Below are 24172 nucleotides of genomic sequence, written 5' to 3' on the forward strand. Positions count from 1 at the left end.
GCGTGCGCTCCGGTGTGAACATCGCGTTACGCGGCCCTTCGGGCTTACGCAGAATGCGTGAGGGCGTTGAGGCGGGAGATGGCGCGCAGGTACTTCTTGCGATATCCGCCGGCGAGCATCTCGTCGGAGAACACCGCGTCCAGACCCAGGCCGGTCGCGACGATGGGGAGCTGCGCGTCGTACACCCGGTCGACGAACGCCACGAAGCGCAGCGCCTCGGACTGATCCGTCAGCTGGCGCACGCCGCGGAGGCCCACCAGCGCGAGGCCGTCGATGAGGCGGATGTACCGCGAGGGGTGCACCTGGGCGAGGTGCCGGATCAGGTCGTCGAACGCGTCGTCGGACGCGGGCCCCACGGCCCCGTCGATCGCTGCCGCGTAGGCCGCATCATCCCGGACGACCGCGTGGCCGTCGATCGCCCGCTGACGGAAGTCCACGCCGTCGATGCGCAGCGTCTGGAAGCTGTCGGACATCGCGTGGATCTCGCGCAGGAAGTCCTGCGCGGCGAAGCGCCCCTCCCCCAGCGCGTTCGGCGGCGTGTTCGACGTCGCGGCGAGCTTGGTCCCGGTGGGCACCAGCTCGCCCAGCAGCCGCGTCATGACCATGGTGTCGCCCGGGTCGTCGAGCTCGAACTCGTCGATGCACAGCAGATCGGCGCCCTTGAGCAGGTCGACCGTGTTCTTGTAGCCGAGGGCCCCGACGAGCGCCGTGTACTCGATGAACGACCCGAAGTACTTCCGGCGGGCGGGCATCGCGTGGTAGATCGACGCGAGCAGGTGCGTCTTGCCGACACCGAAGCCACCGTCGAGGTAGACGCCCGGCTTGAGCTCCGGCTCCTTCTTCGCCCTGCTGAACAGTCCCCCGCGCTTGACCGGGGCGCCGCGGCCCGAAAAGCGCAGCAGCGTCTGCTTCGCCTCCTCCTGCGAGGGATACGCGGGGTCGGCGCGGTAGCTGTCGAACGTGGCCTCGTCGAACTGGGGCGGCGGCACCAGGCTCGCGAGCATCTCGGGCCCGGTGACGGTGGGCGTGCGGTCGGTGAGGTGCACGGTGCCGGTGCGGGTGGTCGGGTCGGTCATCACGGTCCTGAATCAGGCGGCGGCCTGTGTCGAAGTCTTACGGATCCGGTGCCGGGGGCACGGGGAGCATCTATCGTCGAAAGAGACGGATCAACACTACGCCGTCTTACCCGACCGCTCGCCCGCTCACCCGCTACGGAGACCCCATGGCCATCGAGTTCGACTCCTCCTCCTCCAAGTTCGCCGAGTATGCCGAGCCCGGACGGCTCGTGACGACGCAGTGGCTGGCGGAGCGGCTCGGCACTCCCGGGCTCGTCGTGGTGGAGTCGGACGAGGATGTGCTGCTCTACGAGACCGGCCACATCCCCGGTGCCGTGAAGGTCGACTGGCACACGGAGCTGAACGACCCCGTGGTCAGGGACTACGTCGACGGCGAGGGCTTCGCGGCGCTGCTGAGCCGCAAGGGCATCGCCCGCGACGACACGGTCGTGATCTACGGCGACAAGAACAACTGGTGGGCGGCGTACGCGCTGTGGGTGTTCTCGCTCTTCGGGCACGAGGACGTGCGACTGCTCGACGGAGGCCGTGACCGCTGGATCGCGGAGGGTCGCGAGCTGACCCGCGAGGTCACCGAGCGCCCGACCACCGAGTACCCGGTGGTGGAGCGCGACGACTCCGTGATCCGCGCCTACAAGGAGGACGTTCTCGCCCACCTCGGCAACCCGCTCATCGACGTCCGCTCCCCCGAGGAGTACAGCGGCGAGCGGACCACCGCCCCGGCCTACCCGGAGGAGGGCACGCTGCGCGCCGGTCACATCCCGACCGCGCAGAGCGTGCCGTGGGCCAAGGCGGTCGCGGAGGACGGCGGCTTCAAGAGCCGCGCCGAGCTCGAGGCGATCTACCGCGACGGCGCCGGGCTGAAGGACGGCGACGACGTGGTGGCCTACTGCCGGATCGGAGAGCGGTCGAGCCACACCTGGTTCGTGCTGAAGCACCTCCTCGGCTTCGAGAACGTGCGCAACTACGACGGTTCCTGGACCGAGTGGGGCAGCGCGGTGCGCGTTCCGATCGTCACCGGAGCCGAGCCCGGCACGGTCTGACCGTGGGACAATGGCGGGGATGAGCGCCACCGACCTGCCCGACACCCTCGCCGAGATCCGCGACGGGTTCCTGGAGACTCCCGAGGCCGACCGCCTCCTGCTCCTCCTCGAGTTCGCCGACGAGCTGCCTCCGGTGTCTGAGGAGGTCGCGAACCACCCCGAGATGTGCGAGCGCGTCGCCGAGTGCCAGTCGCCCGTGTACATCTACGTCGAGGTGAACGACGACATCGTGACGATGCACGCGACCGCACCGGAGGAGGCGCCGACCACGCGCGGCTTCGCGAGCATCCTCGTGCAGGGCATCACGGGCCTCACGTCCGACCAGGTGCTGGCGATCCCCGAGGACTACCCGCAGTCGATCGGGCTCACGAGAGCGGTGTCGCCGCTGCGCATCGGCGGGATGACGGGAATGCTCATGCGCGCCAAGAACCAGGTCAGGCAGAAGCGCTGAGACCCTGGTCCGCCAGCCACGACGTGATCGCGGTGGCCCAGCCCCGCTCGTCGTAGTTCCACAGCTTCGTGTGGCGGGCGACGGTGAACCGCGGCATGGTGACCAGATCGGGTCGCGCCTCCTGCAACGCCCGTGACGCGTCGACGGGCACGAAGCCGTCGTCGTCGCTGTGCAGGATCAGGATCGGTGCGGCGAGCTCGTCGGCGCGCGCGACCATGTCGAGCCGGTCGAACAGGATCGGCTCGTCGGCGCCGCTCAACCGCGCCGTGAGCGGCAGTTGCAGGGCGCTCATCGCCAGGTCGGGCAGCGGGGGCCGGACGCGGAGGAGCTTCGCCTGGAAGCGCAGCACCGTGCGCCAGTCGACCACCGGGGACTCGAGGATGACGCCGGCGATCCGGTGCCGGTTGCCCGAGCTCACGGAGGCCTGCAGCGACACCGCGCCGCCCATGGACCAGCCCATCAGCACGACACGCTCGGCGCCGTGGCGCAGCGCGTAGGCGATGGCGGCGTCGACGTCGCGCCACTCGGACGCCCCGAGGGCGTAGGCGCCGGCCCGCGTGCGCGGTGCCTCGCCGTCGTTGCGGTACGACACCACGAGGTTCGGCAGCCCGGCGGCGTGCAGCACGGGCACCGCGCGGAGGCACTCCGACCTGGTCGTGCCGCGGCCGTGCACCTGGATCACCCAGGTGGAGGACGACGCCGGGAAGAACCAGGCGGGGCACGGCCCGGCGGGCGAGCCGATCAGCACGTTCTCCCACCGCAGGTGCAGCTCGCTGGGAGAGGTGTAGTAGGAACCGCTGAAGGAGGCGCCGCGGTCGACGCTGGCGCCCGGCTCGATCTTGGTGAGCAGCTTGCGACGCACCGTCGTGCTGTCCGCGCTCAGCACGGCCCCCAGCTTCACGTAGCCGTAGGTCCCCGTGGTGAAGAGCCCGTAGCGCCCCGGCAGCTCGGTGTCGAGAGTGCGACCGAGCTCGATGGTCTGCGCACCGGTGTCGATCGCGAGGATCTCCGTGTCTGGCACCTTGCGCATCGGGGTGACCACGCGTCGCGCGACGGCGAGCACCAGGAATCCGGCGGCGGCTCCCAGCGCGAGGAGTGCGGGGACAATGAACTGGGCGGCGTGCCTGAGACTCTTCATCGCCTTCCGACTCTAGCCTGTTGCCGTGACCGCACATCCCGAGGCCGGGACGCCCTTCGACAGCGCCGTCGCCGAACTGCGTGAGACCGCGTTCCGCGATGACATCACGGTGCGCGAGATCCCGACGCCGCAGGGCCTCGCCCCGTTCGCGATCGCGCTCTCCGCCGATGTGCGGCCCGGCGAGGACGGCGACTCCGTGTACGGCACCGGCCGGTTCATCCTGCTCCACGATCCCGACGAGCCGGATGCCTGGGGCGGCGCCTGGCGCATCGTGATCTTCGCGCAGGCGCCGCTGGAGACGGAGATCGGCACCGACCCGCTGCTGGCCGACGTGACGTGGTCGTGGCTGGTGGACGCGCTCGACTCGCGCGGCGCGGTCTATCGCGCGCCGTCGGGCACCTCGACCAAGACGCTGTCCAAGGGTTTCGGCGGCCTGGCCGACGAGGGCGACGGGGCACAGATAGAATTGCGGGCGTCCTGGACACCGGATGGCCCCTTCCGACCGCACGTCGAAGCGTGGGCCGAGCTGGTCGGCATGCTGGCGGGACTTCCGCCGGGCTCCGAGGGCATCGCCGTGATCGGCGCGCGAAAGGCTGTACGTGACTGAATACTCCGTGATCTCCGACACCGAGGAGTTCCTGGCGGCGTGCGCGGCGCTCGTGGCGGGCTCAGGCCCCGTGGCGGTCGACGTCGAGCGGGCGTCCGGTTTCCGCTACTCGCAGCGGGCCTACCTGGTGCAGGTGTTCCGTCGCGACAGCGGCGTCTTCCTGTTCGATCCTCCGGCGATCGGTGACATGGGCGCACTGCAGACCGCGATCGGCGATGTGGAGTGGGTGCTGCACGCCGCGAGTCAGGACCTGCCGTCGCTGCGGGAGCTGCACCTCGAGCCGCGCACGATCTTCGACACGGAGCTGGCGGCGCGGCTGCTCGGTCACGACCGCGTCGGGCTCGCGGCGGTGGTGGAGGACACACTGGGCATCACGCTGAAGAAGGAGCACTCGGCGGCTGACTGGTCGACCCGTCCGCTCCCCGCCGCCTGGCTCGAGTACGCCGCGCTCGACGTGCTGCACCTGGTGGACGTGCGCGACGCCCTGGTCGCCGAGCTCGAGGAGCAGGGCAAGACCGACTTCGCCGCCCAGGAGTTCGCGGCCACGCTGGCGCGCACGCCCAAGGCCCCGCGCGAAGATCCGTGGCGGCGCCTCAGCGGGTTGCACCAGGTGCGCGGCGCCCGTAACCTCGCCGTCGCCCGCGCCCTGTGGGAGGCGCGGGAGATGTACGCGCAGCAGCAGGACATCTCCCCCGGCCGGCTCGTCCCCGACCGCTCGCTCGTGGCGGCCGTGCTCGCCAACCCCGCGTCGAAGCAGGCGCTGGCCGGCATCAAGGAGTTCCAGGGTCGCGCGAGCCGCACCCAGCTCGACCGCTGGTGGCAGGCCATCGTCGACGGTCGCGCGGCCGAGCAGCTGCCGCGCGAGCGCGTCCCCAGCGACACCCTTCCCCCGCCGCGCGCCTGGTCCGATCGGAACCCCGAGGCGGACGCACGGTTGAAGGCCGCACGCCCCGCGGTCGAGGCGGTGGCGGAGGAGCTGGGCATGCCCACCGAGAATCTCCTCACGCCCGACTACCTGCGCCGCGTGTGCTGGGACTCCCCCGGCACCACTGCGGCGGAGATCGGCGACGCCCTCGCCGCGCTCGGTGCGCGTCCCTGGCAGATTGAACAGACCGCACAGAAGATCGCGGACGCCTTTGTAGAGGCGGCGCAAGCGCCCGACACCACCTCCCCGACCGCTTCGTAGGTTCGATCCAACCGATTCCTCCCGGTTTTCACGGCTTCCTAGACTGAGGTCAACCCCAAGAAACCTGGAGGCAGAGTGGCCGAGATCTCGGACGTCTTCTTCGTCGATGGCGTGCGCACCCCGTTCGGGCGCGCCGGCGAAAAAGGCATGTACTGGAACACCCGCGCGGATGACCTCGCCGTCAAGGCGACCATCGGGCTGATGGAGCGCAACGCCGCCGTGCCGGCCGACCGCATCGACGATGTCGCCATCGCGGCGACCAGCCAGACCGGTGACCAGGGGCTCACGCTCGGCCGGTCCGTCGCGATCCTGGCCGGTCTCCCCCAGACGGTGCCCGGACTCGCGGTGGAGCGCATGTGCGCGGGCGCGATGACCAGCGTCACCACGATGGGCGCGTCGATCGGCGTCGGCATGTACGACCTCGCCCTCGCGGGTGGCGTCGAGCACATGGGCCACCACCCGATCGGCTCCAACGCCGACCCCAACCCGCGCTTCGTCGCCGAGAAGATGGTCGACCCTGGCGCGCTCAACATGGGTGTCACGGCGGAGCGCATCTTCGACCGGTTCCCGCACCTCACCAAGGAGCGCTCCGACCGCTTCGGCATGCTGAGCCAGCACAAGGTGCAGGCGGCGTACGACGCCGGCAAGATCCAGCCCGACCTGGTTCCCGTCGCGATCAAGGGCGCCGACGGCGCGTGGGGTCTGGCCACCGAGGACGAGGGCCGTCGCCCGCAGACCACGATGGAGGACCTCGCCGGACTCAAGACGCCGTTCCGTCCGCACGGACGCGTCACGGCGGGCACGTCCTCGCCGCTGACCGACGGCGCGACCATGTCGCTGCTCGCCGGTGGGCGTGCGGTGAAGGAGCTCGGTCTCGCGCCGAAGATGCGCATGGTGTCGTTCGCCTTCGCGGGCGTGCAGCCGGAGATCATGGGCATCGGACCGATCCCGTCCACGGAGAAGGCGCTCAAGAAGGCCGGACTCGACATCTCCGACATCGGGCTGTTCGAGCTGAATGAGGCGTTCGCGATCCAGGTGATCTCGCTCCTCGACCACTTCGGCATCGCCGACGACGACCCCCGCGTCAACCAGTGGGGCGGGGCGATCGCGCTCGGACACCCCCTCGCGGCCTCCGGCGTCCGACTGATGATCCAGCTCGCCGCACAGTTCGCCGAGCGTCCCGACGTCCGCTACGGCCTGACCGCGATGTGCGTCGGCCTCGGTCAGGGCGGCTCGGTCATCTGGGAGAACCCGCACTACGACGGAAAGAAGAAGAAGTGAGCTACGACGACGTCGACTTCTCGCCCATCCAGGCGCTGACGGAGGGCGAGGTGATCACGCACTCCCCCGTGCGCGACATCCGCCTCCCCTCCGGCAAGGTCCTCGCCCTCATCACCCTCGACAACGGCCGCGACCACACGCGCCCGAACACGCTCGGGCCGGCCACGCTCACCGAACTCGGCGAGACGCTGGACGCGCTGAAGGCACGGGCGGCGTCCGGGGAGATCCAGGCCGTCGGCATCACGGGCAAGCAGTACATCCTGGCCGCCGGCGCCGACCTGTCCGACATCAGCAAGGTCGGCTCGCGCGACAACGCCCGCCTCATCGCGCAGCTCGGGCACCGGGTGCTCGGCAAGCTCGGTGAGCTCGGCGTGCCGTCGTTCGCGTTCGTGAACGGTCTGGCGCTCGGTGGAGGGCTGGAGATCGCGCTGAACTCCAGCTACCGCACCGTCGACGCCTCGGCCGCTGCCGTGGCGCTCCCCGAGGTGTTCCTCGGCATCATCCCCGGCTGGGGCGGCGCCTACCTGCTGCCGAACCTCATCGGCATCGAGAACGCGCTCGAGGTCGTCATCTCGAACCCGCTCAAGCAGAACCGCATGCTGAAGCCGCAGCAGGCGTTCGACCTGGGCATCTTCGACGCGATCTTCCCCGCCGCGAACTACCTCGAGAACTCGCTGACCTGGGCCGACGCGGTCCTCGGCGGCAAGAAGGTGGAGCGCAAGAACGAGCCGGGCAAGATCGAGCGGCTCACCAAGTGGCCGATCGCGATCAAGATGGCGCGCGGCATGCTCGAGTCGAAGATCGGCACCGTGCCGAAGTCGCCGTACGCGGCGCTCGACCTGCTCGACAAGGCCAAGAGCGGCACCAAGGCCGAGGGCTTCGCCCGCGAGGACGAGGCACTGGCCGAGCTCGTGACCGGCGATCAGTTCGCCGCCTCGATGTACGCCTTCGATCTCGTGCAGAAGCGGGCCAAGCGCCCGGTCGGCGCGCCCGACAAGGCGCTCGCGAAGAAGGTCACCAAGGTCGGCATCATCGGCGCCGGACTCATGGCGAGCCAGTTCGCGCTGCTCTTCGTGCGCAAGCTCCAGGTCCCCGTCCTCATCACCGACCTCGATCAGGCGCGGGTCGACAAGGGCGTGGCGTACATCCACGACGAGATCGGGAAGCTGGAGGGCAAGGGGCGCCTCGACGCCGACACCGCCAACAAGCTGCGCGCGCTGGTCACGGGCACGACCGACAAGAGCCTGTACGCCGACTGCGACTTCGTGATCGAGGCGGTCTTCGAAGAGGTCGGCGTCAAGCAGCAGGTCTTCGGCGAGATCGAGAAGATCGTGGCGGAGGACACCATCCTCGCCACGAACACCTCCTCGCTCTCGGTCGAGGAGATCGGCGCGACGCTCGCTCACCCGGAGCGCCTGGTCGGGTTCCACTTCTTCAACCCGGTCGCCGTCATGCCGCTGATCGAGATCGTCAAGACGCCGAGCACCTCCGAGGCCGCGCTGTCCACGGCTTTCGTGGTCGCGAAGAACCTGGGCAAGAACGCGGTCCTGACCGCCGACGCGCCCGGCTTCGTGGTGAACCGTCTGCTGGCCAAGGTCATGGGCGAGGCTGCGCGCGCGGTCTACGAGGGCACCCCGATCGCCGAGGTGGAGAAGGCGTTCGCGCCGCTCGGCCTGCCGATGGGGCCGTTCCAGCTGATCGACCTGGTCGGATGGAAGGTCGCCGCCCACGTGCAGGACACGATGGTGCACGCCTTCCCCGACCGGTTCTACGCGAACGAGAACTTCCACGCCCTCGCCGCGCTCGACCAGGTCGTGGAGAAGGACAAGGGCGGCCGGGTGGTCGGCTGGAGCAAGCAGGCCGAGAAGGTCATCAAGCCCGCACTCGGCAAGAGTCCGGCCTCTGCGGCGACCATCCTGCAGCGCGTGCAGGACGGCCTGGCGACGGAGATCAAGCTGATGCTGGACGAGGGCGTCGTGCCCGAGGTGGAGGACATCGACCTGTGCCTCATCCTCGGCGCAGGCTGGCCGTTCATCGACGGCGGCGCCTCGCCCTACCTCGACCGCGAGGGCGCTTCGGAACGCGCCTTCGGCGGCTCGTTCCACACGCCGCAGATCCGCGGCATCGAGAACCGCTGATCAGTCCGACGACGGGGGCCGTGCCGAGCGCGCGGCCCCCGTCGTCGCGTCCTGGGCAGGGCGCTCGTCGGGCTCCCCGCGGCGCGGCCAGTGCGACATCGCCCGTTCCGCCAGGGCGGTGATGGTGAGCGACGGGTTGACACCGGGGTTCGCGGGGACCGCAGCACCGTCCACGACGTGCAGCCCGGGATGACCCCAGACGCGGTGGTACTCGTCCACGACGCCGGTCTCGGGGGCCGAGGAGATGACCGCCCCGCCGAGGAAGTGCGCCGTCAGCGGGATCCCGAACACCTCCGGCCACGACCCGCGCGCCTCGGCACGGATCCCGCTCTCCTGCTCGAGCCGCGCCGCGATCGCCTGCGCCGCGCGGTGTGCCTCCGGCAGGTGACTCGGGTTCGGCGCACCGTGCCCCTGCGCGCTGGTCAGACGCCACCGCCCGAACCGCCGCCGCAGCGACAGCGTGAGGGAGTTGTCGGCGGTCTGCATGACGAGGGCGATGATCCCGCGCTCGCTCCACCGCCGGAGCGACCCGAGCCGGACCGCGGTGACCGGTGCGCGGAGGATTCCCCGCACGAGCGCTGCCAGGCGTCCGGGCAGCGACCTCTCCCCCGGCACGAGCACGGTGGCCAGAGCTCCCATCAGGTTCGACCCCGGACCGTAGCGGACGTTCTCGACGTGGGTGCGCTCGTCCACGTGGAAGGACGTCGTGATCGCCACACCCCGCGCGAGCTGAAGCTGCTCCGGAACGCGCACGGCCACGGCGCCGTCGAGCGCCTCGGAGTTCGTGCGGGTCAGGCGCCCCACGGCGTCGGGTATCCGAGGGAGCGCGCCGGTGTGCTTCATCCGGTGCAGCAGCTGCTGCGTGCCCCAGGTGCCGGCGGCGAGCACGACCTCCCGCGCCGTCACGGTGCGGGCCCGGCGCCGCAGCCAGGCCCCGCTGCGCACGGTCGTGATCGCGAAGCCGCCCGTCGCCAGCTCCCGCACCTCGGTGACCGTGCGGAGGGGCTCGATCGCGACCCCGCGTCGCTCCGCCAGCGCGAGGTAGTTCTTCACCAGGGTGTTCTTCGCGCCGACGCGGCACCCCACCATGCAGTTGCCGCACAGCGTGCACCCCGTGCGGTCGGGACCCTCCCCGCCGAAGTACGGATCGGGCACGCGGCGCCCCGGCTCGCCGAACCACACCCCGACGGGTGCCCGGCGGAAGCTCTCCCCTACGCCGAGGTCGTCCGCGGCGCCCGCCATTATCCGTTCGACCGGCCCGCTGTGCGGATACGCATCGACCACGCCGAGCATGCGCTTCGCGGTGGCGTAGTGCGGAGCGAGCGCCGCCCGCCAGTCACGGATCGAGCCCCACTGCGGGTCGGCGAAGAACGCGGGGCCCGGCTCGTAGAGCGTGTTGGCGTAGTTGAGCGAGCCTCCGCCCACACCGGCTCCCGCGAGGATCATGACGTGCGGGAGGCGGTGGATGCGCTGCACGCCGAAGCACCCGAGCGCGGGCGCCCACAGGTACCGGCGCACGTTCCAGCTCGTCTTCGCGAAGTCGTCGTCGGCGAAGCGCCGCCCGGCCTCGAGCACGCGGACACGGTAGCCCTTCTCGCTCAGCCGCAGCGCCGCGACCGAGCCGCCGAAACCCGACCCCACGACCACGACGTCCTCATCGAACACGGGCGTCTCCCTCGCTCGGTGGGGTCATCATCGTCAGCGCACCCGTCCGCACGGAGATGGTGCAGACGTCCTCGCCCCGGCGCTCGCCGTCGGCGTACACCACGAGTCCGGGCGCGGCGACCGTGACGCGGCGCGCTGCCGTGTGCTGCACCTCGGGACGGGCCAGGTGGGCGCCGCGCAGCAGGAGGGGGAACAGCCGCACGAGTCGGGTGCGGCCGAGCGGTGCGACGCGGACGACGTCGAGCCGCCCGTCGTCGGGCAGGGCGCCGACGCACACCGGCATACCTCCGCCGTAGCTGGCCGTGTTCCCGATGGCCACCAGAGTGCCCCGGGCGGTGATCGGCCGTTCGTCGTCGACCGTGACGGTGAAGTCGAGCGGCCGCAGCCGGACGAGCTCGATGAGCAGGGCCAGGTAGTACCGGAGGGCGCCGGAGGGCCAGCGCAGACGGTTGGTGCGGTCGCTCACCCTCGCGTCGAAGCCCAACGCCACGACCGTGAGGAAGGCGGCACGACCCGCGCGCGTCTCGACCTCACCCACGTCGATCGCCCGGGGCGTGCCGGTGAGGGCGAGTTCGACGGCTGCGGCGGCGTCGTGTCGCGGCAGGCCGAGCGCGCGGGCGAGGTCGTTGCCCGTCCCGGCGGGCACCAGGGTGATCGGGACGGCGGCGGCGCACACGACATCGAGGATGCCCGACAGCGTGCCGTCCCCGCCGACCACCACGAGCCCGTCCGGCCCGCCCACGAGGGCTTCAGACGCCAGCGCCGTCGTGTCCGCCGCCGAGTCCCCGGCGTAGAGTCTGACGCTCGCGCCGCGCTGTCGAAGGTGTGCCACTGTGAGCTCGGTCAGACGGCGGCCGCGCCCCTTGCCCGCGCGGGGGTTCGACAGCACCGCGATGTGGCCCACGTCAGTCCCCCGCCGGGAGGGCAGCGGGGATCACGGCGCCCGGGTTCAGGAGCGCCTGCGGGTCGAGCTCGCGCTTGATCGCTGCGAGGATCCGCATCCCGGCCGGCCCGAGCTCCTGCGCCAGCCAGGGCGCGTGATCCCGTCCGACCGCGTGATGGTGGCTGATGGTGCCCCCGTGCGCGAGGATCGCGTCGTTCACGCGTGCCTTGACGGTCGTCCACACCGGGAGCGGATCGCTGCGGATCCCGGCCAGGACGGTGAAGTACAGCGACGCCCCCGTGGGGTACACGTGCGAGACGTGGCACATCACGGTCGACCGGGCCCCCGCGTCGCGGAAGCCCTCGCGCAGGGCGGTCTCGACCGCGGCCTTCAGCGTCGCGAGCCCCGTCCAGGTGGTGGCGGTCTCGAGGGTCTCGCAGAACACACCGGCGTCGAGCAGGGAGTCGCGCAGGTAGGGCCCGTCGAATCGGCCGGCCGCCCACTCCTCCGCATCCCCTGCGCCCGACGACGTCCCGCCCGCCGCGCGCAGCAGCGCGGTCGTCCGGGCGCGCCGCGCGTCGATGTCATCGCCCTCGTACACCGTCACGACGCTGGCGCCGCGCGCGATCGCCTTCCCGATCCGGCCGACCTGCGCGAGACCGACGGCGGTCTCGGCCTCGTCGGACAGACGGATCACGGTGGGACCCGCGCCGTGCTGCGCGACGCGGCGGAGTCCGTCGACCCCGTGCGCGAAGTCGGGAAACGACCATGACTCGAACACCCGCTCGGCCGGCACGGGGTGCACGCGCACGCGGACCTCGGTGATGACGCCGAAGATGCCCTCCGACCCCAGGAACAGCCGGATCAGGTCGGGTCCCGCGGCGGATCCGGGAGCCCGGCCGAGCTCGAGGTCGCCCGTCGGTGTCGCGACCCGGAGCCCGGTGACCATGGTGTCGAAGCGTCCGTACCCTGCGGAGTTCTGGCCCGACGAACGCGCGGCCGCGAAGCCGCCGATGGTCGCATAGCGGAAGCTCTGCGGGTAGTGTCCCAGCTCGAGCCCGTGCGCTGCCAGCTGCGCCTCGGCGTCCGGGCCGTTCGTCCCGGCCGCGAACACCGCCTCGCCGCTGAGCGCATCGACGCGCAGCAGGCCGCGCAGGCGGCGCAGATCCAGGCTGATCACGGCGCGGTGGGGTCCGCGCTCCGGATCGAGCGCGCCGACCACGCTCGTGCCCCCGCCGTAGGGGATCACCGCGATGTCGCGCTCCCCGGCCACGACGAGGCATGCCATGACCTGAGCGTGGTCGGCGGGCAGCACGACCCCGTCCGGCACGCGTTGATCGCGCTCGCGGCGCCGCAGCAGGTCCGGGGTGGAGCGCCCGCCGGCGTGACGGATCCTCGCCTCGTCCGCGTGGTCCACCCCGTCGACGCCGACGACGGCCGCGAACGCCGCCCGGTCGTCGTCGGTGAGCGCGCTCGGTCGGACGCGCACCTCCGCGAGCGACGGCGGCGGCGCAGGGCGGCGCACTCGCCCCAGCAGCAGCGGGATCAGGGCTCGCACGGCGCGCGGAAGCTCCTTCGCCTTCGCCGGATCGCCCCAGCCGTTCCACCGCATGGGCTCCTGTTCGGCGGCCCTGCCAATCTCGTCCTGCATGCGTTACAGTGTGACACATCATGGAAGAACGTCAACCTGTCGGAGTCCCACCCGTGTGGGAACCGACGCAGACGCGGGTCCTCGACGCGGCCGACGAGCTCATCGTGCGCACCGGCATCCACGGGGTCACGATCGCAGCGCTCGCGCGCCGCTCCGGACTCAGCCGTCCGACGATCTACCGCACCTGGAGCGATGCCGACGACGTGGTGCGCGCCGCTCTGCTGCGGCGCGTCGGAACCCTCATCGGACGCTTCTCCGCGGTCGCGGACACCCGAGCCGCCCTGGTCGACGACATCCTGACGTTCACGGCCCTGTTCCGCGCCGACGACGTCTACGCCCGGCTGCTCGACGAGGAGCCGGAGGCCTTCACGCGCTACACGCTGCAGCGCGTCGGGTCGAGCCAACGGCTCATCCTCGGCTGGCTCGCCGCAGCCATCGGACGGGGCCAGAGGCACGGGTCCGTGCGGGCCGGAGCGCCCGAGGAGATCGCCGTGATGCTGCTCCTGATCGCCCAGTCGGCCGTGCTGTCGCACGCGACCGTGGCCGACCTGATCGACGAGGACGCGTGGGAGCGCGAGCTCCGCGCCGCCGTGGACGGGCACCTGCGACCGTGACCGACCCCGCCACCGCCCTCCACGCCGCCCGCCGCCGACGCGATCTCGCCGCGGGAGCGGAGGAGACCTGCGACGTGCTGGTGGTCGGCGGAGGCATCACCGGTGTCGGTGCGGCCCTCGACGCCGCCTCACGCGGACTCCGCGTCACACTGATCGAGGCCGAAGACCTCGCGTTCGGCACGAGCCGCTTCAGCTCGAAGCTCGTACACGGCGGACTGCGCTATCTCGCCACCGGGGATGTCGCCACCGCGAACGAGAGTGCGCTCGAACGACACCTGCTGATGACGGTGATCGCGCCGCACCTCATCCGTCCGCTGCCGCAGCTGCTGCCGTTCGCCCCCGGAGTGACGCTCCGCCAGCGCTCCGCCGGTTCGATGGGCATGGCCATGGGCGACGCGCTGCGACTGCGCGCCAGGACGCCGCGTCGGGTGCTGCCACCGCCGCGACTGGTGGGGCCGCGCGAGGCCCAGCGGCTGTTCCCCGCTCTGCGTCGCCGTGACCTGCGCGGCGGCGTGCTCGGCTTCGACGGGCAGCTGGTCGATGACGCCGCGCTCGTGGTCGCTGTCGCACGGACGGCGGCGGGGCGGGGCGCCCGCATCCTCACACGGGTGCGGGCCGAGGAGCTGCACGACGGTGGAGCGACCGTCGTCGACACGCTCACGGGCGAGCGGCTCGAGCTGCGCGCCCGGGCCGTCGTGAACGCCACCGGCGTCTGGGCGGGAACGCTCGACGACAGCATCCGCGTGCGCCCGAGCCGCGGCACGCACCTCGTGCTCGACGCGGACGACCTGGGCCGCCCGACCGCGGCGTTGACCGTTCCCCGGGAGGGCTCGATCAGCCGCTACGTGTTCGCGCTGCCGCAGCGCCACGGGCGGGTGATCGTGGGACTGACCGATGAGGACGCCCCCGGGCCGGTCCCGCGCGTCGCCGCGCCCACCGAGCCCGAGATCGCGTCGCTGCTCGCCACGCTGAACCGACTGCTGGCGACCCCCCTCACGCGAGACCACGTCCGCGGGGCGTTCGCCGGGCTGCGGCCCCTGGTGGACAACGGCGCCGCGTCGTCCGCGGACGTGTCCCGGCGGCACCTGGTGCACATCTCCCCCGGCGGGTTCGTGTCGGTGCTCGGCGGGAAGCTCACGACCTACCGTCGGATGGCCGAGGACGCGGTCGACCTCGCCCTGCGTCACCGCGGGATCGACGCACCGCCCAGCAGCACCGCGGCTCTGCGGCTCGTGGAGGACACGGGCGCGCGGTGGGGTGCACCGGACGACACGTCGGATCCGCCCGCACTCTCACGCGCCGCGGTCGAGTTCGCCGTGCGGTGCGAAGGCGCGCTGACCGCGGACGACGTCCTGGAACGACGCAGCCGCCTCGCGCTGGTCGCCGCGGACGCGGAGCGCGCACGACCGACCGTCGAGCGCATCGTCGCGGAGACCCTCGCCGATCTGGACTGATCCCGCCGCGGGCCCCGGATCAGTGGCGCTCGTGCAGCGGGAGGTCGATCGTACCGGTCTCTCCCGCGTGGCGCGCCTTGGGGATGCGCGTCCCGAGCACCTGCGCCACCACGTCCTGGGCGATCTTCGACGCCGTGAGCCCCGCATCCGCGAGGATCTGGTCGCGCGACGCGTGGTCGAGGAACTCGTCGGGCAGCCCCAGCTCGTCCACGGCCGTGTCGATCCCGGCCTCGCGCAGCACCTGGCGCACGCGCGTGCCGATGCCGCCGACGCGGATGCCGTCCTCCAGGGTGATGACCAGGCGATGACGAGCGGCGTGCTCGACGACCGACGGCTGCACCGGGATCGCCCAGCGCGGGTCGAGCACCGTCGCACCGATGCCCTGCGCGCGGAGGCGGTCCGCCACATCGAGGGCGAGCTCGGCGAACGGGCCGATCGCGACGATGAGCACGTCTTCGCTCTCCCCCCTGGCCAGCACGTCGACGCCGTCAGCGAGGCGCTCGATCGCCGGGAGGTCGGGCGCGACCTCCCCCTTCGGGAACCGGATCACGGTGGGCGCGTCCTCGACGGCGACCGCCTCGTCCAGCGCCTCGGTGAGTCGCACGCCGTCGCGCGGCGCGGCGATGCGGATGTGCGGCACGATCTGCAGCATCGCGAGGTCCCACATGCCGTGATGGCTCGGACCGTCGGGACCGGTGACCCCGGCACGGTCGAGCACGAAGGTGACGCCGGCACGGTGCAGCGCGACGTCCATGAGCACCTGATCGAAGGCGCGGCCCATGAAGGTCGCGTACACCGCGACCACCGGGTGCAGCCCGCCATAGGCGAGTCCGGCCGCCGAGGCCACGGCGTGCTGCTCGGCGATGCCCACGTCGTACACCCGATCCGGGAAGCGCTCGGCGAAGGGGGCCAGTCCGGTCGGCCGCAGCATCGCCGCGGTGATCGCGATCACGTCGGAGCGCCGTTCGCCCACGTCGACCAGCGCGTCGGAGAACACGTCGGTCCATCCGCGCCCGCCGGAAGACAGCGTCTCCCCGGTCGTGGGGTCGATGCGCCCGACCGCGTGGAACTGATCGGCGTCGTCGTCGCGCGCGGGCTGGTACCCGCGCCCCTTCTCGGTGATGGCGTGCACGATGACGGGCGCGCCGTACGACTTCGCGAGCTCCAGGGTCTCCAGCAGGGCCGGGAGGTCGTGGCCGTCCACCGGGCCGAGGTACTTGATGTCGAGGTTCGAGTAGAGGGCCTCGTTGTTCGTGAAGCGGGAGAGGAAGCCGTGCGTGCCACCCCGCACCCCACGGAACACGGCCCTGCCGACGGGGCCGAACGCGCGGAACAGACGGTCGGACTTGTGGTGGAGGTCCTTGTACGCGGCCGCCGTGCGGACCCGGTTCAGGTAGCGCGACATCCCGCCGATCGTGGGTGCGTAGGAGCGGCCGTTGTCGTTGACGACGATCACCAGGTTGCGGTCGTTGTCGTCGGAGATGTTGTTCAGCGCCTCCCAGGTCATGCCGCCGGTGAGCGCACCGTCGCCCACGACGGCGACCACATGCCGGTCGGCGCGTCCGGTCGCGGTGAGGGCGCGGGACACGCCGTCTGCCCAGCTCAGCGAGCTGGAGGCGTGGGAGGACTCGACCACGTCGTGGGGGCTCTCGCCGCGCTGCGGGTAGCCGGCCAGACCGCCGCGCACGCGCAGTCCGGAGAAGTCCTGGCGCCCCGTGAGCAGCTTGTGCACGTAGGACTGATGCCCGGTGTCGAAGATGAAGGGGTCGTCGGGAGACGAGAACACGCGGTGGAGGGCGATGGTGAGCTCCACGACGCCGAGGTTCGGCCCCAGGTGGCCCCCGGTACGCGAAACGTTCTCGACGAGGAACGTGCGGATCTCGGAGGCGAGTTCTTCCAGTTGCTCTGGCGACAGGCGGTCCAGGTCGCGGGGTCCAGAGATGCTCGGAAGAATGGGCATCTGCGCCTCCTCACAGGCTTCGACAGAGACGCCCGTCACGGGTGCGAGCGCCTACCGATCCTACCTCGCGGAGTCGGAGAAGCCGCCGAGGACGACGCCCCCTTGACACGGCGAAGGGGCCCGTGTCCGTAGACCCGGGCCCCTCCGTGAGACGCGTCAGACGAGCGAGCGCAGCACGTACTGCAGGATGCCGCCGTTGCGGTAGTAGTCCGCCTCACCGGGGGTGTCGATGCGGACGACCGCGTCGAACTCGATCGGCTGCTTGCCCTCGGGCGAGTGCTCGCTCGGGGTGGCGGTGACCTTGACAGTCTTCGGGGTGACGCCGTTGTTGAGCTCCTCGAGGCCCGTGATCGAGACGATCTCGGTGCCGTCGAGGCCCAGCGACTCCCAGCTCTCGCCCGCCGGGAACTGCAGCGGGACGACGCCCATGCCGATGAGGTTGGAGCGGTGGATGCGCTCGAAGCTCTCCGTGATCACGGCCTTGACGCCCAGCAGGCTCGTGCCCTTGGCCGCCCAGTCGCGCGACGAGCCGGAGCCGTACTCCTTGCCGCCGAACACGACGAGCGGGGTGCCCTGCTCGGCGTAGTTCATGCACGCGTCGTAGATGTACGACTGCGGGCCGCCCGGCTGGGTGAAGTCGCGCGTGAACCCGCCCTCGACGACCTGACCATCGTTGACGGCCGAGACCATGAGGTTCTTCAGGCGGATGTTCGCGAACGTGCCGCGGATCATCACCTCGTGGTTGCCTCGGCGCGAGCCGAAGGAGTTGAAGTCCTTGCGGTCCACGCCGTGCTCGGTGAGGTACTGCGCCGCCGGGGTGCCTGGCTTGATGTTCCCGGCGGGCGAGATGTGATCGGTCGTGACCGAGTCGCCCAGGGTCGCCATGACGCGCGCGCCCTGGATGTCCTGCACCGGGGTGAGCTCCATCGTCATGCCGTCGAAGTACGGCGCCTTGCGCACGTAGGTCGAGTTCTCGTCCCACTGGAACGTGTCGTCGTCGGGCGTCGGCAGGTTGCGCCAGCGCTCGTCGCCGTCGAACACCGTGGCGTACTGCTTGATGAACTGGTCGCGCGAGATCGACGAGTCGACGATCTCCTGCACCTCCTCCGGCGACGGCCAGATGTCCTTGAGGAACACGTCGTTGCCGTCGGCGTCCTGACCCAGCGCGTCGGTGTCGAAGTCGAAGTGCATCGATCCGGCGAGGGCGTACGCGATGACCAGCGGCGGGCTGGCCAGGTAGTTCATCTTCACGTCGGGGCTGATCCGGCCCTCGAAGTTGCGGTTGCCGGAGAGGACGGCCGTCACGGCGAGGTCGTGCGAGTTGATCGCCTCCGACACCTCCTCGATCAGCGGGCCGGAGTTTCCGATGCAGATCGTGCAGCCGTAGCCGACGGTGTAGAAGCCGAGGCCCTCGAGATCCTTGTCGAGGCCGGACTTCTCGTAATAGTCGGTGACGACCTTCGAGCCGGGGCCGAGCGTCGTCTTGACCCAGGGCTTCTGCTTCAGGCCCTTCTCGCGCGCCTTGCGTGCGAGCAGACCGGCCGCGATCATGACCGACGGGTTCGACGTGTTCGTGCACGACGTGATGGCGGCGAGGGTCACAGCGCCGTTGTCGAGGATGTACTTCTCGCCGTCCGGGGTGGTGACCGGCACCGGGTTGGAGGCGTTGACCGGGGCGCCGCTGCTGATGTGCACCGGACGCGTGGTCGGCTCCTCCTCGCCGGGGACCTGCCCGGGGTCGGACGCGGGGAACGAGTGCTTCGACTCGAGGTCGACGATGTCCTCGCTGGTCGAGGGCGAGGCGTAGGCCAGGATGTCCTGCTCGAACTGCGACTTGGCCTCGGACAGCAGGATGCGGTCCTGCGGACGCTTCGGGCCGGCGATCGACGGGACGACCGTGCCGAGGTCCAGCTCGAGGTACTCGCTGAACACGGGCTCGCGCGACGCGTCGTGCCAGAGCTGCTGCTCCTTGGCGTACGCCTCGACAAGCGCGACGGCTTCCTCGCTGCGGCCGGTGAGGCGCAGGTAGTCGAGCGTGACGTCGTCGATCGGGAAGATCGCGGCGGTGGAGCCGAACTCCGGCGACATGTTGCCGATCGTGGCGCGGTTCGCGAGCGGCACCGAGGCGACGCCCTCGCCGTAGAACTCGACGAACTTGCCGACCACGCCGTGCTTGCGCAGCATGTCGGTGATGGTGAGCACGACGTCGGTCGCGGTCACACCGGCGGGGATCTCGCCCGAGAGCTTGAAGCCCACGACGCGCGGGATGAGCATCGACACGGGCTGGCCGAGCATCGCGGCCTCGGCCTCGATGCCGCCGACGCCCCAGCCGAGCACGCCGAGACCGTTCACCATCGTGGTGTGCGAATCGGTGCCGACGCAGGTGTCGGGGTACGCGCGCAGCACGCCGCCGACCTCGCGGTCGTAGATGACCTTGGCCAGGTGCTCGATGTTCACCTGGTGGACGATGCCGGTGCCGGGCGGGACGACCTTGAAGTCGCTGAACGCCGTCTGGCCCCAGCGCAGGAACTGGTACCGCTCGCCGTTGCGCTCGTACTCGATCTCGACGTTGCGCTCGAGCGCGTTCTCGGTCCCGAAGAGGTCGGCGATGACGGAGTGGTCGATCACCATCTCGGCGGGCGAGAGCGGGTTGATCTTGTTGGCGTCGCCGCCGAGCGCCGTGACTGCCTCGCGCATCGTGGCGAGGTCGACGATGCAGGGCACGCCGGTGAAGTCCTGCATGACCACGCGCGCCGGCGTGAACTGGATCTCGGTGTTCGGCTCGGCGGTGGCATCCCACGAGCCGAGCGCCTCGATCTGCGCCTTCGTCACGTTCGCGCCATCCTCGGTGCGAAGCAGGTTCTCCAGCAGGACCTTGAGGCTGAAGGGAAGCTTGTCGAAACCGGGCACCGTGTCGATGCGGAAGATCTCGTAGTCGGTGCTGCCGACCGTCAGGGTGCTCTTGGCACCGAAGCTGTTCACCGTGGACACGAATCCGTCTCCTTCTATTCGGATGGGAGCGACAGGCGCCTCCATCTTGCTCGCCCGCGCACCCCGGCGGCTAGGAAGGCGGACCTAACCAGTCTGCTCCCCGCGACGCGTGGGCGAAAGCCTGCGATTTATCTTGATGTCGAGATAAATCTATCACGCCGCGGCGGCATCCTCGCGCGAAGGCGCGCGGGGATACAGCGCACGGACCACCAGCCAGGTGACCGCGATGAGCGGCGCGAACAACGGCAGTCCCATCACCAGCTTGAGCGTTCCGAGCGCCGTCACGTCGCCCGCGAGATACAGGGGGAACTGCACGGCCAGTCGCGCGAAGAAGAGGGCCGCCCACGCGATGCCGAGCCAGAAGAAGGCGCGACGCTTGCGGCGGTCCGTCCGCCACGCGGTGCCCTCGCCCATGAGGAAGCCGGCGGCCAGACCGATGACCGACCACCCGATGAGCGCCGACACGAGGATGGCCGACCCGTACACGGCGTTGGTGATGAGCCCGGGGACGAAGTTGTCCTCGCCGCGCCCGGTCCAGAGCGCCAGTCCTGCGGCGGCGACCGCGGCGATCAGGCCGCCGAGCGCCGCGGACGGTGGCGACTTCTGCACCAGGCGCACGATCGTGAAGATCGCGGCAAGCCCGACGGAGACGCCGAGCGGAAGGATCAGCGGCTGCGGGCGGAGGGTGAAGAGGATGACGAACGCGAGGCTCGGGAGCACCGATTCGACAATGCCGCGCCAGCCGCCCATCGCCGACCACACGACCGTGTGCGTGCTCGCGCTCTGCGCGGGATCGAGGCCCGCCTTCCTGGCCGCTCCCCCCAGCGCGGCACCCAGGATCTCCGACGCGGTCTGCGGGCGCTCCGGCTCCTCGGGAACCGGGGAGCTCACGCCGAGCCCGGGGTCGCCGGCATCTTCAGGGGGATGAGGTCACGCGGGGGCATGGGGGCGCCGCCACGCACGACGACGATGGAACGGAACAGGTCCTCCACCTTCGCGGCCGCCTCGGGATCGGACGCCGCCGCCCCGCCGATCACACCGCGCAGGAACCACCGCGGGCCGTCGATGCCGATGAAGCGTGCCAGACGCAGGCCGGAGCCCTCGGCCGCCGTGGCCGGGACCTCGGCGAGCAGCTCCTTGCCCAGCGGGCCCTCCCGCTCCTCGACCCGTCCGCCCTGCGCCTTCACCTGATCACGCAGCTGCACGCGGGTCTCGTCCCACAGACCGCCCGATCGGGGCGCCGCGAACGGCTGCACCTGCAACGAGGACTCCGCGTAGTCGAGACCGACGGCGACGATGCGCTTGGACTGCTCCTCGACCTCGAGGCGCAGGTTCAGACCCTCGCGCGGAAGGATCTTGATCCCGCCGAGGTCGATGTAGGGGCGGACCGGGTTCGCCTCGGAGTCATCGAAAGGACCCTCCGTGGCGCGGTTCTCCGGCGCCGACTTGGAGGGGGTCGCGTTGTTGTCGCTCATCTCGCCTGTCCTGCTTCGTTCGCGGTGGCCTGTGCCTGGTAGCCGGTCGATCCGAATCCCCCATCGCCCCTGACGCTGTCCGGGAGCTCCTCGACCGGCAGGAACCGGGCGCGGGTCACGGGCATCACGATGAGCTGGGCGATGCGATCGCCGACGGCCACATCGTACGCGCTGTGGATGTCCGTGTTGATCAGGCTCACCTTGATCTCACCCCGGTAGCCGGCGTCGACGGTGCCCGGTGCATTGACGATGGAGATCCCGTGCTTCGCCGCGAGACCACTGCGCGGAACGACGAAGGCCGCGTAGCCGTCCGGGAGGGCGAGGCGCACGCCGGTCGGGACGAGAGCCCGCTTCCCCGGCTCCAGGTGCACGGCCTCCGCGGCGACCAGATCGGCGCCCGCGTCACCCGGGTGCGCATAGCCGGGGACCACTGCGGCGATAATGGGGACATCAACGGAATCGGTCACCCCATGAGGCTAATGCAGAACCCCGCCACCGCCGCACGTCCCCGCTACCGGGAGCGGCTCGCACCGAGCCTCTGGCTCCTCGTCACCGTCGCTCTCGCCGGACCGATGGTCTCGCTCATCTTCGTCCCGGTCGGATCGACGGTCGCCCTCGTCCTCGGCGCGCTGGTCTCCGCCGCGCTCGTCCTCGCGGTCATCGGTCTTGCCCCGGTCGTCTCGGTCGAGGACGGCGTGCTCCGCGCCGGTCGCGCGCACATCGACGTGACCCACCTCGGCGAACCGCTCGCGCTCGATGGAGCTGACGCACGTCACGCCAGAGGACCCGGACTCCCCGCCCGCGGGTGGCACCTCATCCGCGGCGGCATCGACGGCCTGGTCGTGGTGCCCAACCTCGACGACGCGGATCCGGTCGTGGCGTGGACCATCTCGACCCGCACCCCCGACCGCCTCGCTGCGGCGATCCGCGCCGCGAAAGGCTGAGCCACCCGCCAACGACAGCGCGCCCCTGACCGGATGGTCGGGGGCGCGTCATGCGTCGCTCGGAGGACTGCTCAGGCAGCGCACTCCTTGCAGATGGGGCCGTCGGGTCCCTCGTGGTCGAGCTGCGAACGGTGCTTCACGAGGAAGCAGCTCATGCACGTGAACTCGTCCTGCTGCGCGGGCAGCACGACGACGTCGAGCTCGAGGTCGGAGAGGTCCGCGCCCGGCAGGTCGAAGTTCGAGGGGTTGTCGGAGTCCTCGTCCCCCGTCGTGCCGGACAGCTTGTCCGGCACACGCTCCTTCAGGGCTTCGATCGACTCGGAGTCGTCTTCACTCTTTCGGGGAGCGTCGTAATCGGTTGCCATGCGGTGAATCTCCACTTTCATGGTGCGAGTGGGCGGGTGTGCCGTCGGGTAATCGGCGGCCATAGTTTGCATGACGGTGGGGCATTTCGCAAATGCCTCCGCATGCGACAGGGCAAACTCACGGCACGCCCGCGATATTCCCTGTTCCGCCCGCTCCCCCGTGACACCATGAACGCACACCCATCAGAGGGGCATTCGCATGGAAAACGTCACCATCGTCGGCACTGAAGCAGGAGTCCTCGTGCTCGCGACCGAGTCGGGCGAACGCTTCGCGCTGCCCATCGACGACGTGCTGCAGCGGGAGATCCGCCGCGCCACCCGACAGGCCGAACCGACCGCCCAGAAGCTCGCCGCGAGCCCGCGCGACATCCAGGCGCAGATCCGCGCCGGTCTCACCGCACCCGAGGTCGCCGAGCTGCTCGGTATCGCGGTCGACGACGTGGTCCGCTTCGAGGGGCCGGTGCTCGCCGAGCGCGAGCACATCATCGGCCAGGCTCTCGCCGTGCCCGTGCTCATCGGCAGCGAGGTCGAACCGGACGCCCAGCCGACGTTCGGCGCGGCCGTGCGCGCCAAGCTCGCAGAGGTCGCGGCGACATCCGAGCGCTGGGCGAGCTGGAAGGAGGACACCGGCTGGATCGTGAAGCTCGAGTTCACAGCCAACGACGTCGATCACGACGCCCGGTGGAGCTTCGACCCCCGGCGCAGCGCACTCTCGCCCCTCAACGCCGACGCCACTCAGCTCTCCCGCCAGGGCTCGCTCCCCGAGGGACTGATCCCCCGGCTCCGCGCGGTGGAAGCCGACCGGACGACGTCGCCGTACAAGGACGACAGCCGTTTCGACTCCGGTGCCTTCGGACCGCGCCTCGTGCCCACCCCGGAGGCGGAGGTCGAAGAGCCGTCGCTGCCGGAGCGCTCCGCCCCCGCCGTCCAGGACGCGGCGATCAACCGCGCCCCCGACTCCAGCGCCCCGAGCGCCGAGACCGCCGACCTGCTGGAGGCCCTGCGGCGGCGTCGAGGCCAGCGCGAGTCCTCTCCGCTGCTGGAGGAGCATGAGGAGAGCCGTGAGGAGTCGAGCCCGATCTCGCTCTTCGAGGCCTTCGACGACGTCAGCGAGCCGGAGACGACGGAACCGGAGTCGCCGCGCAGCCCCGCCGAACCGGCGGAGAGCGGCGGCCGTCGTCGTCGGCGCAACGCCATGCCGTCGTGGGACGAGATCGTCTTCGGGGCGCGCACCGACGAGTGAGTCGCGCTCT

General features: G+C 70.9%; 21 protein-coding genes. 10 read left to right on the forward strand and 11 right to left on the reverse strand.

The window, feature by feature from the left end; translation table 11 throughout:
- Window positions 1–44 precede the first annotated feature (44 nt).
- Complete coding sequence (gene zapE, locus ACWH95_RS14280; RefSeq protein WP_136036109.1) at window positions 45–1076, reverse strand: cell division protein ZapE; 1032 nt, start codon at window positions 1074–1076, stop codon at window positions 45–47.
- A 146-nt stretch (window positions 1077–1222) separates the two neighbouring features.
- Between zapE and ACWH95_RS14285 the strand changes: the two genes are divergently transcribed.
- Complete coding sequence (locus ACWH95_RS14285) at window positions 1223–2116, forward strand: sulfurtransferase (RefSeq protein ID WP_206253368.1); 894 nt, start codon at window positions 1223–1225, stop codon at window positions 2114–2116.
- Window positions 2117–2135: 19 nt separating this feature from the next.
- Window positions 2136–2567, forward strand: a complete 432-nt coding sequence (locus ACWH95_RS14290) for a SufE family protein (RefSeq protein ID WP_136033064.1) — start codon at window positions 2136–2138, stop codon at window positions 2565–2567.
- Here the strand turns inward: ACWH95_RS14290 and ACWH95_RS14295 are convergent.
- Complete coding sequence (locus ACWH95_RS14295) at window positions 2551–3705, reverse strand: alpha/beta hydrolase family protein (RefSeq protein ID WP_136033062.1); 1155 nt, start codon at window positions 3703–3705, stop codon at window positions 2551–2553. The genes ACWH95_RS14290 and ACWH95_RS14295 overlap by 17 nt on opposite strands.
- Window positions 3706–3730: 25 nt before the next feature.
- On the opposite strand from ACWH95_RS14295, the gene ACWH95_RS14300 reads away from it, so the two are divergent.
- The 4 genes from ACWH95_RS14300 (at window position 3731) to ACWH95_RS14315 (ending at window position 8917) form a co-directional block, all read left to right on the forward strand.
- Entirely contained in the window at window positions 3731–4312 is a 582-nt protein-coding gene (locus ACWH95_RS14300) for a DUF3000 domain-containing protein (RefSeq protein ID WP_136033060.1), read from the forward strand.
- Window positions 4305–5498 (forward strand): ribonuclease D, encoded by a 1194-nt coding sequence (locus ACWH95_RS14305; protein WP_136033058.1) that lies wholly within the window; start codon window positions 4305–4307, stop codon window positions 5496–5498. The genes ACWH95_RS14300 and ACWH95_RS14305 overlap by 8 nt, the downstream gene beginning before the upstream one ends.
- A 75-nt stretch (window positions 5499–5573) precedes the next feature.
- Window positions 5574–6779, forward strand: a complete 1206-nt coding sequence (locus tag ACWH95_RS14310) for a thiolase family protein (RefSeq protein WP_136033056.1) — start codon at window positions 5574–5576, stop codon at window positions 6777–6779.
- Window positions 6776–8917, forward strand: coding sequence for a 3-hydroxyacyl-CoA dehydrogenase NAD-binding domain-containing protein (locus ACWH95_RS14315; RefSeq protein WP_136033054.1), 2142 nt, complete (start codon window positions 6776–6778; stop codon window positions 8915–8917). The genes ACWH95_RS14310 and ACWH95_RS14315 overlap by 4 nt, the downstream gene beginning before the upstream one ends.
- On the opposite strand, the gene ACWH95_RS14320 is transcribed toward ACWH95_RS14315, so the two are convergent.
- The 3 genes from ACWH95_RS14320 to ACWH95_RS14330 are packed head-to-tail and all read right to left on the reverse strand — an operon-like array spanning window position 8918 to window position 13116.
- Window positions 8918–10582: a GMC oxidoreductase gene (locus ACWH95_RS14320; RefSeq protein WP_136036102.1), complete on the reverse strand. Its 1665-nt coding sequence runs from the start codon at window positions 10580–10582 to the stop codon at window positions 8918–8920.
- A complete protein-coding gene (locus ACWH95_RS14325) occupies window positions 10572–11486 on the reverse strand; it encodes a diacylglycerol/lipid kinase family protein (RefSeq protein ID WP_454120851.1) in 915 nt (304 codons plus the stop codon). Before ACWH95_RS14325 ends, ACWH95_RS14320 begins: the two co-directional genes overlap by 11 nt.
- Before the next feature lies 1 nt (window position 11487).
- Window positions 11488–13116, reverse strand: coding sequence for an FAD-binding oxidoreductase (locus ACWH95_RS14330; RefSeq protein WP_454120852.1), 1629 nt, complete (start codon window positions 13114–13116; stop codon window positions 11488–11490).
- Window positions 13117–13136: 20 nt separating this feature from the next.
- Here ACWH95_RS14330 and ACWH95_RS14335 point away from each other — a divergent pair, with 20 nt between their 5' ends.
- A complete protein-coding gene (locus ACWH95_RS14335) occupies window positions 13137–13730 on the forward strand; it encodes a TetR/AcrR family transcriptional regulator (protein WP_281733208.1) in 594 nt (197 codons plus the stop codon).
- Window positions 13727–15184, forward strand: a complete 1458-nt coding sequence (locus tag ACWH95_RS14340; protein WP_454120853.1) for a glycerol-3-phosphate dehydrogenase/oxidase — start codon at window positions 13727–13729, stop codon at window positions 15182–15184. The genes ACWH95_RS14335 and ACWH95_RS14340 overlap by 4 nt, the downstream gene beginning before the upstream one ends.
- 19 nt (window positions 15185–15203) lie before the next feature.
- On the opposite strand, the gene dxs is transcribed toward ACWH95_RS14340, so the two are convergent.
- From dxs to dut, 5 genes are all read right to left on the reverse strand, one after another.
- Window positions 15204–17144 carry a 1-deoxy-D-xylulose-5-phosphate synthase gene (gene dxs, locus ACWH95_RS14345; protein WP_136036100.1) on the reverse strand — a complete coding sequence of 647 codons (1941 nt, stop codon included), beginning with the start codon at window positions 17142–17144 and terminating at the stop codon, window positions 15204–15206.
- A gap of 156 nt (window positions 17145–17300) precedes the next feature.
- Window positions 17301–20135, reverse strand: a complete 2835-nt coding sequence (locus tag ACWH95_RS14350; RefSeq protein WP_136036099.1) for an aconitate hydratase — start codon at window positions 20133–20135, stop codon at window positions 17301–17303.
- A gap of 153 nt (window positions 20136–20288) precedes the next feature.
- Window positions 20289–21026 (reverse strand): DUF3159 domain-containing protein, encoded by a 738-nt coding sequence (locus ACWH95_RS14355; protein WP_136045086.1) that lies wholly within the window; start codon window positions 21024–21026, stop codon window positions 20289–20291.
- Window positions 21023–21610, reverse strand: a complete 588-nt coding sequence (locus tag ACWH95_RS14360) for a DUF3710 domain-containing protein (RefSeq protein ID WP_136033035.1) — start codon at window positions 21608–21610, stop codon at window positions 21023–21025. Before ACWH95_RS14360 ends, ACWH95_RS14355 begins: the two co-directional genes overlap by 4 nt.
- Window positions 21607–22077 carry a dUTP diphosphatase gene (dut, locus tag ACWH95_RS14365; RefSeq protein ID WP_454120854.1) on the reverse strand — a complete coding sequence of 157 codons (471 nt, stop codon included), beginning with the start codon at window positions 22075–22077 and terminating at the stop codon, window positions 21607–21609. Before dut ends, ACWH95_RS14360 begins: the two co-directional genes overlap by 4 nt.
- Window positions 22078–22089: 12 nt before the next feature.
- On the opposite strand from dut, the gene ACWH95_RS14370 reads away from it, so the two are divergent.
- Window positions 22090–22554, forward strand: coding sequence for a DUF3093 domain-containing protein (locus tag ACWH95_RS14370; RefSeq protein ID WP_136036097.1), 465 nt, complete (start codon window positions 22090–22092; stop codon window positions 22552–22554).
- A gap of 71 nt (window positions 22555–22625) precedes the next feature.
- Here the strand turns inward: ACWH95_RS14370 and ACWH95_RS14375 are convergent, their stop codons facing one another.
- On the reverse strand, window positions 22626–22919 hold the full coding sequence (locus ACWH95_RS14375) for a DUF4193 domain-containing protein (protein WP_025103572.1): 294 nt from the start codon (window positions 22917–22919) through the stop codon (window positions 22626–22628).
- Window positions 22920–23118: 199 nt separating this feature from the next.
- Between ACWH95_RS14375 and sepH the strand changes: the two genes are divergently transcribed.
- Window positions 23119–24162 carry a septation protein SepH gene (gene sepH, locus ACWH95_RS14380; protein ID WP_454120855.1) on the forward strand — a complete coding sequence of 348 codons (1044 nt, stop codon included), beginning with the start codon at window positions 23119–23121 and terminating at the stop codon, window positions 24160–24162.
- Window positions 24163–24172 lie beyond the last annotated feature (10 nt).

The sequence above is a fragment of the Microbacterium sp. NPDC055502 genome (assembly GCF_053643635.1).

Bases quoted from the DNA above. Each gene is read 5' to 3' on its own strand.
- zapE (WP_136036109.1), bottom strand. From the start codon at position 1,076: ATGACCGACCCGACCACCCGCACCGGCACCGTGCACCTCACCGACCGC.
- ACWH95_RS14285 (WP_206253368.1), top strand. From the start codon at position 1,223: ATGGCCATCGAGTTCGACTCCTCCTCCTCCAAGTTCGCCGAGTATGCC.
- ACWH95_RS14290 (WP_136033064.1), top strand. From the start codon at position 2,136: ATGAGCGCCACCGACCTGCCCGACACCCTCGCCGAGATCCGCGACGGG.
- ACWH95_RS14295 (WP_136033062.1), bottom strand. From the start codon at position 3,705: ATGAAGAGTCTCAGGCACGCCGCCCAGTTCATTGTCCCCGCACTCCTC.
- ACWH95_RS14330 (WP_454120852.1), bottom strand. From the start codon at position 13,116: ATGCAGGACGAGATTGGCAGGGCCGCCGAACAGGAGCCCATGCGGTGG.
- ACWH95_RS14335 (WP_281733208.1), top strand. From the start codon at position 13,137: ATGGAAGAACGTCAACCTGTCGGAGTCCCACCCGTGTGGGAACCGACG.
- dxs (WP_136036100.1), bottom strand. From the start codon at position 17,144: ATGCCCATTCTTCCGAGCATCTCTGGACCCCGCGACCTGGACCGCCTG.
- ACWH95_RS14360 (WP_136033035.1), bottom strand. From the start codon at position 21,610: ATGAGCGACAACAACGCGACCCCCTCCAAGTCGGCGCCGGAGAACCGC.
- ACWH95_RS14370 (WP_136036097.1), top strand. From the start codon at position 22,090: ATGCAGAACCCCGCCACCGCCGCACGTCCCCGCTACCGGGAGCGGCTC.
- ACWH95_RS14375 (WP_025103572.1), bottom strand. From the start codon at position 22,919: ATGGCAACCGATTACGACGCTCCCCGAAAGAGTGAAGACGACTCCGAG.
- sepH (WP_454120855.1), top strand. From the start codon at position 23,119: ATGGAAAACGTCACCATCGTCGGCACTGAAGCAGGAGTCCTCGTGCTC.